At 53.3% G+C, this 12,355-nt stretch carries 11 protein-coding genes and 2 tRNA genes; 1 reads left to right on the top strand and 12 read right to left on the bottom strand.

The window, feature by feature from the left end; translation table 11 throughout:
- Positions 1-4 precede the first annotated feature (4 nt).
- The 7 genes from ACTVJH_RS11970 to ACTVJH_RS11940 form a co-directional block, all read right to left on the bottom strand.
- Complete coding sequence (locus ACTVJH_RS11970) at positions 5-1,732, bottom strand: long-chain-fatty-acid--CoA ligase (protein WP_455990985.1); 1,728 nt, start codon at positions 1,730-1,732, stop codon at positions 5-7.
- Positions 1,733-1,861: 129 nt separating this feature from the next.
- Complete coding sequence (locus tag ACTVJH_RS11965) at positions 1,862-3,040, bottom strand: class I SAM-dependent RNA methyltransferase (protein ID WP_455990982.1); 1,179 nt, start codon at positions 3,038-3,040, stop codon at positions 1,862-1,864.
- A gap of 213 nt (positions 3,041-3,253) precedes the next feature.
- On the bottom strand, positions 3,254-4,345 hold the full coding sequence (locus tag ACTVJH_RS11960; RefSeq protein ID WP_455990979.1) for a deoxyhypusine synthase family protein: 1,092 nt from the start codon (positions 4,343-4,345) through the stop codon (positions 3,254-3,256).
- A 101-nt stretch (positions 4,346-4,446) separates the two neighbouring features.
- On the bottom strand, positions 4,447-5,391 hold the full coding sequence (speB, locus tag ACTVJH_RS11955; protein ID WP_455990976.1) for an agmatinase: 945 nt from the start codon (positions 5,389-5,391) through the stop codon (positions 4,447-4,449).
- Positions 5,392-5,474: 83 nt separating this feature from the next.
- Entirely contained in the window at positions 5,475-6,104 is a 630-nt protein-coding gene (locus tag ACTVJH_RS11950; RefSeq protein WP_455990973.1) for an SPOR domain-containing protein, read from the bottom strand.
- 59 nt (positions 6,105-6,163) lie between these two features.
- Positions 6,164-7,819 carry an arginine--tRNA ligase gene (argS, locus tag ACTVJH_RS11945; protein WP_455990970.1) on the bottom strand — a complete coding sequence of 552 codons (1,656 nt, stop codon included), beginning with the start codon at positions 7,817-7,819 and terminating at the stop codon, positions 6,164-6,166.
- A gap of 48 nt (positions 7,820-7,867) precedes the next feature.
- Complete coding sequence (locus ACTVJH_RS11940) at positions 7,868-8,809, bottom strand: ACP S-malonyltransferase (RefSeq protein ID WP_455990967.1); 942 nt, start codon at positions 8,807-8,809, stop codon at positions 7,868-7,870.
- Positions 8,810-8,962: 153 nt separating this feature from the next.
- Between ACTVJH_RS11940 and ACTVJH_RS11935 the strand changes: the two genes are divergently transcribed.
- Positions 8,963-9,607: a 16S rRNA (guanine(527)-N(7))-methyltransferase RsmG gene (locus ACTVJH_RS11935; RefSeq protein WP_455990964.1), complete on the top strand. Its 645-nt coding sequence runs from the start codon at positions 8,963-8,965 to the stop codon at positions 9,605-9,607.
- A gap of 223 nt (positions 9,608-9,830) precedes the next feature.
- On the opposite strand, the gene ACTVJH_RS11930 is transcribed toward ACTVJH_RS11935, so the two are convergent.
- The 5 genes from ACTVJH_RS11930 to ACTVJH_RS11910 all read right to left on the bottom strand — a co-directional run bounded on the left by ACTVJH_RS11930 (position 9,831) and on the right by ACTVJH_RS11910 (position 11,957).
- Positions 9,831-10,049 (bottom strand): hypothetical protein, encoded by a 219-nt coding sequence (locus tag ACTVJH_RS11930; protein WP_455990961.1) that lies wholly within the window; start codon positions 10,047-10,049, stop codon positions 9,831-9,833.
- 211 nt (positions 10,050-10,260) lie between these two features.
- Positions 10,261-10,337, bottom strand: a tRNA-Met gene (locus ACTVJH_RS11925).
- 234 nt (positions 10,338-10,571) lie between these two features.
- Positions 10,572-10,889, bottom strand: coding sequence for a hypothetical protein (locus ACTVJH_RS11920; protein WP_455990958.1), 318 nt, complete (start codon positions 10,887-10,889; stop codon positions 10,572-10,574).
- 154 nt (positions 10,890-11,043) lie between these two features.
- Positions 11,044-11,772 carry a M48 family metallopeptidase gene (locus tag ACTVJH_RS11915; RefSeq protein WP_455990955.1) on the bottom strand — a complete coding sequence of 243 codons (729 nt, stop codon included), beginning with the start codon at positions 11,770-11,772 and terminating at the stop codon, positions 11,044-11,046.
- Positions 11,773-11,863: 91 nt separating this feature from the next.
- Positions 11,864-11,957, bottom strand: a tRNA-Sec gene (locus tag ACTVJH_RS11910).
- Positions 11,958-12,355: the final 398 nt, after the last annotated feature.

Raw genomic sequence — 12,355 nt, 5'->3', positions numbered from 1 at the left:
GAGGTCACTCAGCTGCCTTGTTTTGGTCCGCTCGTTTCTTTTTGGCCTTTTCGAGTTTGACAACCTCCTCTTCACGCAGGGCCCTGCGGAGCACCTTGCCGACGAGCGTCTTGGGAAGTTCGTCACGGAATTCGACCTTTTTCGGGATCTTGTAATTGGCCAGTTTTTCCCGGCACAAGGAAATGACCTCGGCCCGGGTAAGACTCTCTCCGGGCTGCACGACCACGAACGCCTTGATGATTTCCCCCCGGGTGTGGTGGGGGACCCCCACGGCAACAGCCTCCTTGATCTTGGGATGTTCGTGAAGGACCTCGTCGATTTCCCGGGGATATATATTGTAGCCACCGGAGATGATCAGGTCCTTTTTCCGGTCCACGATGAAGAAATAACCGTCTTCATCCATGTAGGCGATATCACCTGTATACAGCCAGTTATTGCGCAGGGTGGAGGCTGTTTCATCGGGCCGTTTCCAATACCCTTTCATGACCTGAGGACCACGGATGATCAATTCACCGATCTGGCCCGGTTGGAGGGTCAGGGAACCCACTTCCATATCAACGATGCAGGCGTCCGTATCCGAGATGGGCAGGCCGATTGAGCCGAGCTTGTGGGTTCCGTTGAGGGGATTGAGATGGGTGACTGGTGACGCCTCGGTCAATCCATACCCTTCGATGATCTCCGCCCCGGCAAGTTTTTTGAATTGTCTGATGATTTCCGCAGGGATCGGAGCTGAACCGGAAATACAGAATCGGATGGAGGAGAGATCGAATTTGTCGATATCCTTTTGTTGCAAAAGGGCCATGAAGACCGATGGGGCACAGGGAAAAATGGTCGGATGGATTTTTTTGATCGATTTGAGAATGTCCCGGGGGACGAACCTGGGAAAGGGTACCATGGTTGCGCCCAGGGCCACGGCGAAATTGACGCACACATTCAGCCCGAAGATGTGAAAATAGGGCAGAATGCCCAGAAGCACTTCATGCGACTTGCCCAATTTGTGCAAAATGGCCAGGTATTGCTGAACATTGGAGGCCAGGTTCTGATGGGTTATCATGACCCCTTTGGAAACCCCGGTCGTTCCTCCGGTGTATTGGAGCAGGGCGAGATCCTTTTCCGGTCTGAAAGAACGGGGATTGAATTTGGCCCGTTTTTTCAGCAGAACTTTCCAGGGAAAGACCTTGTGCATGTCATAGGGAATGGTCGGGGCGTTGTCCTTTTTGGCTTTGAAATTGTAAAGGATATTCAATGGGAAGCTGAGACAGTCGGAAATACGGGTGACAAATATCTTGGACAGCTTGAGTTTTTTTTCAAGGGCTTTGAGCTTGGGCCACAAGAGGTCCAGGGTGATGAGGATCTTGGCCCCGGAATCGGAGAAATGGTGAACCAGCTCCTTTTCCATATACAATGGATTGGTCATCACGGCGATGCAACCTGCCTGGAGGACACCGTAATAGGCCATGATCGCCTGAGGTGTATTGGGCAGCATGATCGCTACCCTGTCCCCTGCCCGGACTCCATGTTCGCGAAGGTTGGCGGCGATCTTTTCGCTGGCCGTGAGCAGGCCGGCATAGGTCATGCTCCAATTATTGAAGATGATCGCCTTACGTTTGGGAAATTTTTCAGCACTCCGTTTGAGATATTCATGGATGGGAATATTCTCGTACGAGAGCCGAGGAGAAACCTCCCGGTCGTAATTTTTGAGCCATTGCCGCTGCAAGCCGTCTTCAATCATGATCAAGCCCTGAGAAAAATGAGGGTGGGAAAATGTATGACTTTAGCCTCACACTTGGAAAGGGGGAATGCAAGATTCTCGAGCGTTTGTCCAGTATCGGGCTGTGCTGCCCGGCAGTGCGGTTTGTTTTCATGCACCCGGAACGAAGTTTTTTTCAAGGATGAAAACGGTTTCCATATGCCAGGTCTGCGGGAACATGTCCACGAGGATGATTTCACGGACAGTCCATCCGGCCTTGAGCATTGGCGTGAGATCCCGGCAGGTGGTAACGATATCGCAGGAAACCCAGGCCATGGTCGAGAGGGATTCAAGAGCCATGAGCCGGGAGGCAATATGTCTGGCCCCGGTTCTGGGAGGATCGAGGACCACGGCGGTGGGGTTGAACGAGCCGATGGTCTTCCAGGTTTTTCCCTCGGACAAATCTCCTGTCTTAAAGGAGAGGTCGGTTAATCCAAGACGTTTGGCATTCTGTGTTCCGGCATGTGCCGCCGCAGGAACCGATTCAACGGCGAGAACCCGTGCACCCGAAAAGGCCAGGGGCAGAGAGAAATTGCCCGCCCCGGCATAGAGATCTGCAATCCGTTCGTGTCCCGAGACTGCCTGGGTTACCAGATGGATCAGGGACTGATTGAGTTCCCAGTTGGCCTGGAAGAAATTGCCCCCGGGCTGGATGAGATCGAAACCATAGGCAGACAAGGGCAATGCCAGGCTTGTCTGATCCTGTTGGGAACACACCCGGTGGTCCTTGGGGCTGGCAGCAATGGCGAACCTGCCGTCAGGAAGTCCGGCGCTTACTGTCTGCAGGGCTCGGGCCAGAGGGCGGGCCAAAAGGAGACAATCATCGAGTCGGACCGGATCGTTCGTTCGGGCCTTTTGGAAGTGGGGGAGATGGTTGTGGACGTGGATCTGCCCCCGATACCTGTATCGCCACCCCCTGGGTGAGGCCATGGTCTGAATGGATGGAAGCCGCTTTACATCCATGTGGCGCCGCAGGCTTCGGATCAGGGTATCTTTGAGGATATCTTTTTTGAGATCAAGACCCTTGGATGCCGGGAGAATACCCATCCTGCACCCTCCGCATGCTGACGAATGGGGACAGGGATGCGGGCGGCGAAGGGGAGAAGGCTGATTGATGCGGATTGGTTCTGCCGCGATATAATCTTTTTTTTCCCGGAGAATTTCGGCATCCACGACCTCTCCGGGGAGTACGCCCGGTTCGACAATGACTGCCTTGCCCGACTCCAGCCTGGCAAGTCCCCGGCCTCGCCAGAGGATTTTTTCTATGGTCAGATCGTGGAGCATGGTCATAATTTTTGTTGCGCTCCGTTGCGTTAGTTTTTTGTTTTTTCTCGCGCAGAGGCGCTGAGACGCAGAGGAAAAAAAACGAAAGACCTTGCTGGCATGGTCACGATCGATTGAGTTCGGCCAAGTATCGCCAATCACTCTCGAGACACGATAAACCCAAAATGCCCTTCTCTGCGTCTCAGCGCCTCTGCGCGATAATGCCCATGCTTTTTGTTGTCATCTTTTTGCGAGTCTATCCTGCAATCCCTTGATGAGGATGGGCCAGGCAATGGTGGCGTCGCACATGACCTCGGCAAATTTTCCGCCTTGGTTGGGCGGAACGAATTTGCCCCAGGAAATGCCTTCGGAATAGGTACAACCGCTCAGACCTCCCCAATGCACAGGCTCCGGGCAGATGCGGATGCCGTAGGAAAACCTGCGAATGGGCAGGTCGAGTTCGGGAAGGCGTTGACCTGCGATTTCCACGAACGGCCCCACCTGCTGGGCCCAATTTCTGGGAACACCACCGCCAATGGTGAAAATACCGATTTTTTTGGCCGAACAGATCTTGCGGGTATAGCTGAGCAGATCCAGAAAAGGGTTGAACTGGAAGGGAAAGGACGTCGGATCACATTCTCCATCCAACAGCCCGGGGGTGTGGCGCATCAAGTGGGTGGCCACGTCCAGGGCGAGTTCCGAGTCGGTGAAGGCCGGGATGTATACAGGGACATCCTTGTTGTAGGCACTTTTGAGGATGCCCGGACCGTCTACGTGATCGGCAAGATACTCACCGATTTTTCTGCAAAAGGACTCTGAAGAGAGAAAGGTTTCCCCTTCAAGGGATCGCATGACTTCGTGGATGACAGTCTCGGCCTGCATGAAATTGATTTCCGGCTCAAGGGTGTCGTACACCCGGTTGAAACCCTTGGAAAAAAGGGACTTGTCATCCATTTCTCCGAATTTGTACTTGTAGTGGCGCATTCCCATGGACTCGATGAAGCCGTGGGCCATGAGGGCTCCGGTGGACACGACAACATTGAGCCATCCCTGGTCGATCATCTTACAGATGAGTTTGCCCATTTTGCCGACGGTCATGGCCCCGGAAAAGGTACCCACCACAAGGCAGTCGGGATCGGTGACCATGCCGTGGAGCACGTCCAGGGCTTCTCCGAGATTGCGACCTCCAAAGGCTGTCTTGGACATGGCCGCAAGGAGTTGATCAAAGGAATGTATCCTGTCGGGATCAAGCGTGGTCAAGGGTTCGAGTCCATAATCCGCAGGATCTTCGAGATGACTGGTGGTCCGGAGGTTCTTGTTTGTGTCTGTCATGGCAAACTCGGGGATAAGATGATGAAATAAAAGGTATCGCGCCACGACGTTAGTGACGCGGAGAAAAAAGAATCCAGGATGGGGATGCACAACCCGGGTGTTCAGAGGTGCTTTTCTGATTCGTGTCCTGACCGTATCGAATGTCTTTTGTTCTCTTGTTGTTGCAACCCATTCCTTGAGGGATGGTTTTTCAGGAAACAGGTGAGGATCCTGGCGATGGCCTTGACGGCAACGGATTCGGAAACAACTGATCCTGGTACCGGTGCGACCTCGCACAGATCCATCCCCACGAGGGGGGAGCCGGGCCACAGCAGGGAGAAGAATTCCCAGATCCAGGGATATTGTATCCCTCCTGGCTCAGGAGTTCCGGTGCCGGGAACCAGGGATGGATCGAGTCCATCAATATCAAAGGTCAGATAGAAGGGACGACCGTCAAGGAATGCATTGACGTTTTCAGCGGTCTTTTTGGGGGTATCCAGATCCCAGGCAAAGATGGTCATCAATTCATCGGCCGGCTGGGAGGAGATGTAATCGAATTCCTCGCTGCAGAGGCTGCGGATACCCACTTGGATGGCTGGAATGCCCAGATCCCTGGCCCTGGCCATGATGCAGGCATGGGACAAGGGGCTTTCTTCATACTCCTTGCGCAGATCGCTGTGGGCGTCGATCTGCAAAACGACCATGTCGGGATGGGCCTTTTTGTAAAATTCGAACAGGGGCAGAGAGATGGAATGTTCGCCGCCCAGGGTCACAAAAAAATCCTGGCGGGGATCATGGTCAGCAAGGACTTCGTGCATGGCCTGATGCAATCCTTCGGGACCGTGTGCCGGAGTTCGCAGATAGGGCAGCGTTGAAAAATGGGCCAGATCCGCCAGATCGACTCCCAACTGGGCATCAAATGTTTCAATCTGATAGCTCGCCTTGAGAATGGCTTCCGGTCCGGATTTGGTGCCGCTCATGAAACTCACGGTACCTTCGTAGGGCACCGGCCAGACATGGATATGCCGGCCATTATGGGTGTCCAGATCAAGGAAATGGCTGTACATGGGCGTGTTCGAGGTTTGAGGGTGACAGAGAAATTGTTCCGGGATGGCGGGATCCGTATCCTGATCGGAAGTTCCAGAAAGGTCTATAAAGGTTTTTTGCTGCGCAAAATGACCTTGTTCACGCCCAGGGATTTGAGCCGTTGTTTGAGGTTGCCCGTCTCGGTGGGTGTTCCCTTGAAGCGTACATTGACACGATGCCAGCCAGACGGGGTGCTCTCGATAAATGCCGGAATGCCGAGTCTGATGATCTGTTGCTGGAACCGCAGGGCATCGGCCTGAGATCGAAAGGCCGCAGTCTGGTAGATGTAGGTGAAACGTTGGGGAGACTGGGGTTTCTTCTCATTTTGCGGCGGTTGTGCCTGGACGTGGGAAACTGTTTTTTGAGCAGGAGCCTTTTGTGGTTGGGACTGTGGTTTGGCTTGTGGCCGGGGTTGGGGTTTGGCCTTTTTGAGGCGGTCGTAATAGTCGAGCTCCTCGGCCTTGAGTACCACGGGTTGTTCAGGCTGAACTTCCTGCGTATCCGGCATGATTCTGGCTAGTTCCGGAACAGCGTTTTCCGGCCTGTATCCCTTGCCCACAAGGACACCCAATATAAAGGCCCAGGCCATGGCAACCAGGATGATCAATGATTTGTTGATCAGTCGGGCGAAGTCCGGTTTATACCGGCTTGTCCGCTTGGAAGGGGGCTTTTTTTTTGTATTCTTGATTGCCATGGACAAAAGTTTGGTACGCTCGCGTTGTACAAAAAGAACAAGAGAGAGTGTGTCTGCGATTACATCTTTTCCGGTGCACTCACCCCGAGAAGATCCAGGCCGTTGCGAAGGACCTGGGCAACAGCCTTGAAAAGGTGGAGCCGTGCCTGAAGCAGTTCCGGTTGCGGGGCGTTTAAAATGTGGTGCACGTTATAGTACCGGTGGAGATCGCCTGCCAGCTCCTGGAGATAGTAACTCACATGGTGCGGGCTGAGTGTTCGTGATGCCAGGGTCAGAACGTCCGGAAATCTATCCATCTTTTTTAGCAGAGTCAGGTCTTCGGGGGTGTCCAGCAGGCGCAGGAGCAACATGTCGGGCTCTGTTGTTTCGATTCCGCGTTCCTCGGCCTTGGCCATGAGCGAGCAGATTCGGGCGTGGGCATACTGGACATAATAGACCGGATTATCCATGGACTGCTGCTTGACCACTTCAAGATCAAAATCCAGATGGCTGTCACTTTTGCGGGAGAGAAAGATGAACCGGGCTGCATCCACGCCGACTTCGGCGCACACATCGGCCAGGGTTTCGAACTTGCCCGCCCGGGTGGACATGGCAATCTGTTCCCCGCTGCGAAGAAGGTTGACCAATTGAACGAGGATGACCTGCAGGGATTCCCGGTCATTGCCAACAGCCTCGATGCCCGCCTTCATGCGCGGGACATAGCCATGGTGATCGGCGCCCCAGATATCGACCATGAGGTCGAATCCCCGGTCAATTTTATCGGCATGATAGGCGATGTCCGAGGCAAAATAGGTCAGATACCCGTTTGACTTGCGAAGAACCCTGTCCTTGTCGTCTCCGAAACGGGTTGATTCAAACCACAGGGCACCGTCTTTGTCATAGGCCAGGCCTTTATCCTTCAGTGCCGAAAGGGCCTTGTCCACGATGCCGTCAGTGACCAGGCTTTTTTCTGAAAACCAGTTCTGGTGTTCCACCCGAAAATTGGTCAGATCTTCCTTGATCCCGGCGAGGATGACATCAACGGCCACGGTTTTGCAATATTCGATGGCCTCGTCTTCCGGGGTGTTCAGAAAGGACTCTCCCTTGTCCGCAAGAATATCCGCGGCAATATCCCGGATATATTCGCCCTTGTAGGATTCATCCGGCAGGGCGATATCCTGTCCGGCAAGCTGTTTGAGCCGGACCCAGACGGAATTGCCGAGCATGAGCATCTGGCGGCCGGCATCGTTGAGATAGTATTCGGTCTGCACCTCGTGTCCGGTTGCCCGCAGGATGCGGGTCAGGCTGTCGCCAATGGCCGCGCCCCGGCCATGGCCTATGTGCAGCGGGCCGGTGGGATTGGCGGAAACATACTCGACCTGAACCTTCATGGGTTTATCGAGTTGTGAGCTCCCGTAGGCCTTTTTTTGCGAAGCGATCTGAGGGATGGCCGCAAGCCAGAAATCTCGTTTGAAGAAAAAATTCAAAAATCCCGGACCGGCAATATCAATGGTTGCAACCTCCGGGCATTCGGCGAGCAGAGCGGTACGGATCTCTTCGGCGATGTTTCTCGGAGCAGTTTGTGCCTGCTTGGTAAGCATCATGGCCAGGTTGGATGCCAGGTCGCCAAACTTTTCGTCCTTGGGAGGTTCCAGGGTGGCCTTGCCCGGCCATTGCCACCCCTTTGTCTGGACAAAGGCCTGGAGTTTGTCATTCAAATAGGTTTCGCCGCGCATAATCCGTCCTTACGTAAAAAAAGTGTCCAAGTAGCCAAAAGATTCGTTTTACAATGACTGAGCCTGTTCCAGGGTCTCGATATTCTCCGAAGTCAGCTCGTCCTTGTGATCCTTGAGGATCTGTCCGGTCATCCGGGAGAGAACACCCTTGGGGCCAAGCTCCACAAATCGTGTGATACCCGCTTCCCATTGGGCCGTGACAAGCTGGATCCAGTACACCGAGGAGGTCATCTGTCGGGTCATGATGTCCTTGATGGCTGCCGGGTCGTCCGTACGCTCGGCGGTTGCGTTCAGGTACACGGGAATCTCGGGATCTCTCCAATCAACCTTGTTCATGGCCCTGGCGAGTTCGGCAGCCGGTTCGGCCATCATCGGGCTGTGAAAGGCACCGCTTACCGGGAGGATAACGGCCCGCCCCCTGGCCTCCTTGGCCCGGGAGGCCGCCTGGGTGACCGCCTCTTCCGTTCCGCTGATCACGAACTGGGCCGGGGTATTGTAATTGGCAATGAGAAGTTCCTGATCCAGTGAGGATGTGACTTCCTGAACCATGGCTTCCACCTTTTCCTGGGAGAGCTTGAGAATGGCGGCCATCTTGCCCCCGGTTTCTTTGCTCGCCTCGGACATGAGCCGCCCACGCAGACAGACCAGTTTGAGGGTATCTTCGATGGACAGGACCTTGGAGGCGAACAGGGCGGCATATTCGCCCAGACTGTGTCCTGCGGTGCAGGTCGCAGAAAGTCTGCTTTTGACAAAGGCCCAAATCCCCGCGTTGACAACGGTCAGAGCGGGCTGCAAATAGGCCGTTTGCGCCATGGCCTCGGTATCGTCGTCCCAGTAGATTTCGCGCAGGGCAAAACCGGATATTTTTTCAGCCCGGACCCAGAGTTCCATGGCATCCGGCCAATACTCGGCCAGATCGCGTCCCATGCCGGGACATTGTGAACCCTGGCCGGGAAAAAGAACTGCGGTCGGGTGATTGATCGTGGTCATATATGTCCTCCCGTGTGGTGATCCCTCGGGCTTGTACCCGGACCTTTACTGGACGTAAAGGGAGAAAAAGGACGTGTCGCGTGTGGCGCAGGCCCATGGCAAGGACGTATGCCATCGTTTGGAATCATCCATATACTCGGAGAGAAAAAATTCATGGTGTCCCCTATTTCTGAAAAAGCCGTGACAGACCGAGCCGGTGAACTCGGCCGGAATTTGACCGCACAACAGGCCGGACGCGTAACCACCTATCTGCAACTTCTGGAAAAGTGGAACAGAAAAATGAATCTGGTCGGACCCAGGGATTGGAAGACCATGCTGGGTACGCTTGTCATCGACAGTTGGAATCTGGGAGATTTTCTAAACGGTCTGCATCTTGAAGATGATGGCCGCACCTTGGATCTTGGTGCCGGGGCAGGGCTTCCGGGCATCCCCCTGCGAATCTTCTGGGACAAGGGAGAGTATATCCTGGTCGAACCGAGACAGAAACGGGCCATGTTCATGCAGACGGCCATCCGGGCCATGCAGCTTGCGCGCACCCGGGTCGCCGCGTGCCGGGTGGAGCATCTGCCGGCAAGTGATTTACCGGCCCGGCTGGTTGTGAGCAGGGCCTTTTGTCCCTGGCGGGAGTTTCTCGCTATTTCCCGTCCCCTTCTTGTGCAGGACGGATTGTGCCTTGTCATGTCCCATACGCCCGAACCGGATGCGATCCCCCCGGGCTGGATACTGACCGGATGTTCATCCTATGATGTAGGTCCGGAGCAGCGATCCTTCTGGCTTTTTTCTCCTTCGCGTGAGTAAGGTTTTGTTATACAAATCCCCTGTTCCTCGAGATGAACCGGTGAATCGGGTTGCAGGCGTTCGACCGTATTGGAATGGAACTTCCCATGGGCAATCCGTCCTCGCGGCACCGGGTTGAAAAAAAGTGCGGGGAGGGGAATTGGCGATCCGGGATAGAACCCCAAACGGCATATTCACGCTGTCCCGGATATGAGCTTTTGGAAGTCGCAGCGATGGATTACTGCTATTGTTTCGGACCCTCTCCGAACATTTCCCCGAGCTGTGAATTTTTGAAAATGAGCTTCGTGGCCGTCTCATCGGCGATCTCGGCCACATCCATGAACATTTCGAGCAGATCGAGCATTTCCATCCTGCGCTCTTCGCCTGAGCTTTCGAAATCCTCACCCATTTTCCCTGAGCGCATGTATTGCTGAAATTCCTTGAGTGTTTTTTCCGTGATCATTGTAGGTTCCTGTTGGTTCGCAATATGTGCCATGGCTGGTTTCGGGACTTTTTCCTGCAGCACGACGCTTTTGCCACAAGGCATATGCCGGGTCAAAAAGAGAACACCGGGTTCATGGAGGACATTCGGGTACAAAGGCGGGTGCGGCAGAGGCAGAGATGTACCACACCAGGCATAAAAAAACCCCTTGCGAACAAGGGGTTGGATTTTTTGGTAGCGAGGAGAGGACTTGAACCTCCGACACTGCGGATATGAGCCGCATGCTCTAACCACCTGAGCTACCTCGCCAAAAGTGAAAAAGGTGTCTATATGCGATAAAACGAAAATGCAAGCATTTTTTTGGGTGGATTCCGAAATCATACCTCGACATCTCAACCATATTGAATTGTTGATAAAGAAGACAGAATGGGTGGATTATGGAGGAAGGTGGTAATCCAGCCTGAAATCAATGATCAGATGAATCAGAGGCGTTTTGCAGGGGAGCTGCCCGATCCGAGCGGGTGTCGTATGGGGATATACCGGTTATGCGGGTTTTTGAAAGTAACCTGCAGGAAAGAACTCGGTTGCAGGGCAATCTGTGCGTGTATTCCAGGTCTTGTCAAAAAACTCCGCAGTCCATTTCTGGTGGGTCACGTCGAACCATGTTCCTCCTCTATAGGTGCTGTTTTCCCAAACAACGGCCTCGAGCATGGAGGTGCGGCATTTTTCCAATTGGCCGACCAGCCCTGTCGCGTCATCCAGGCAGGTCCCGGACGAATCATAGGTATAACTCCGAGAAAAAAAAGTCTCGGTGCATGGGCTCATTGCCTCGAGAAGAAATGTGATTGTTTCATCTATCATAAAATAATTCCTCATTGAATAGTATAGATAAGTATAGCTGGAGCTACGGTCAAGAAGCCTTCTTGCCGGATTGCCGGAATCGCTCATGTGATGAGGTGGCAAGGGATTGCTGAACGCGGACTCCATGGATCTCTTTCTGCACGAAATGATCGGCTCAGGAAAAGGAGATTTCTGCCCAGGGCGGCATCTGCAACCATGCCTCTTTAAGATGCTCTTCGTGGATGCGAAAATCCGGCATGTGTTTTTCCACAATGCTCCAGAATGCAGGTGAGTGATTGAGGTGGACAAGATGGCACAGCTCGTGGATCAGGATATACTTGACCAGTTCGGGGGAAATGAAGAGGAGTTTGGCGTTCAGGCTTATAGTCTTTCGTGCCGAGCAACTCCCCCAGCGAGTTTTCTGGTTTCTGATTTGGATGCGGGAAATCCGGGGAAAATCGTATTGTCGCGCCAAAGAGGCCACCCACCCCGGGAGATGTTTTTTGCCTTTAAAGATCAGCCAGTTATTGAGTAGGGAGGCCATGGTTGGAACATGCCGGTCAGGTCCGCACAGATCGAGTCCATGGTCGGGTGTCTCGTGGATGCTGTAAGTCGCCTCTTCCACCGGAACATAGCGTACCTTCCACTGTTCTGATATCCCCTTGAAGTCTATGGTTTCTGGGAGAATCCGGCCGGGAATATCCGGTTGGAGACGTTTTGATCTCTCCAGCTGTTTTGTGATCCATTTTTTTTTATCCGCGAGAATATTCGGAATCCGGTGATGATCGAATCCTCTGGGCACAACGACCTCGAGTCCATTGTGCAGGTCGACGGACAGTCGGACATATTTGGCCCGAGGGCTGGTGCGCACGGTGTAGGAAAATGGAAAGGTTGTGGAAGTCATTATTTTCCTGTGGATCTCGTGGAATACGAAGATGGCAAGTTCAGGGCGACGCAACGAAAAAAGCCCGGCAAACCGGGCTTTGGGTTCCTTATGGCGGAAGCGTATAGGAGTCGAACCTACCGACGACCTCTCGACCGTCCACTGGATTTGAAGTCCAGGCGCCACACCGGTGACGAAACGCTTCCTCGCTCTCGTGAAGTGAGGTTGACTAACAGGATGCTTTTGGTTTTTCAAGCGGATAATTGCAGGGATACGGGTTTTTTTCTTTCTCGGAAATTTTGCTTGCCTTTTCAATTTGGAGATTTAATAAATACCACTTGTGTCTCATTCGTGAATTTCATGCCCTTTCCAGGGCTGGTACCTGAACTGAATTTATGATATGAAACATATCCACGTTTTTCAATGCATGCCGATGTCCCGGGGCAAAAAGCGAAAATGCTTTTTGGGTTCGAGATCATAACTCGACTTTCGGAGTTTATTTTGCTTTCAAAATTAGAACAAACATCCTGAAATAACTAATTTTTTACTTGAAGAGATCCTTGTTTTTTAGTATTTCTCTTGTTTCCACGCAATAGAATACAAA

The sequence above is a fragment of the Desulfoplanes sp. PS50 genome (genome assembly GCF_053851535.1).
This window is presented reverse-complemented; position numbering and strand designations above follow the sequence as displayed.

Coding starts and splice junctions, on each gene's coding strand:
- ACTVJH_RS11970 (WP_455990985.1), bottom strand. CDS start 1,732: ATGATTGAAGACGGCTTGCAGCGGCAATGGCTCAAAAATTACGACCGG.
- ACTVJH_RS11965 (WP_455990982.1), bottom strand. CDS start 3,040: ATGACCATGCTCCACGATCTGACCATAGAAAAAATCCTCTGGCGAGGC.
- ACTVJH_RS11960 (WP_455990979.1), bottom strand. CDS start 4,345: ATGACAGACACAAACAAGAACCTCCGGACCACCAGTCATCTCGAAGAT.
- speB (WP_455990976.1), bottom strand. CDS start 5,391: ATGTACAGCCATTTCCTTGATCTGGACACCCATAATGGCCGGCATATC.
- ACTVJH_RS11950 (WP_455990973.1), bottom strand. CDS start 6,104: ATGGCAATCAAGAATACAAAAAAAAAGCCCCCTTCCAAGCGGACAAGC.
- argS (WP_455990970.1), bottom strand. CDS start 7,819: ATGCGCGGCGAAACCTATTTGAATGACAAACTCCAGGCCTTTGTCCAG.
- ACTVJH_RS11940 (WP_455990967.1), bottom strand. CDS start 8,809: ATGACCACGATCAATCACCCGACCGCAGTTCTTTTTCCCGGCCAGGGT.
- ACTVJH_RS11935 (WP_455990964.1), top strand. CDS start 8,963: ATGGTGTCCCCTATTTCTGAAAAAGCCGTGACAGACCGAGCCGGTGAA.
- ACTVJH_RS11930 (WP_455990961.1), bottom strand. CDS start 10,049: ATGATCACGGAAAAAACACTCAAGGAATTTCAGCAATACATGCGCTCA.
- ACTVJH_RS11920 (WP_455990958.1), bottom strand. CDS start 10,889: ATGATAGATGAAACAATCACATTTCTTCTCGAGGCAATGAGCCCATGC.
- ACTVJH_RS11915 (WP_455990955.1), bottom strand. CDS start 11,772: ATGACTTCCACAACCTTTCCATTTTCCTACACCGTGCGCACCAGCCCT.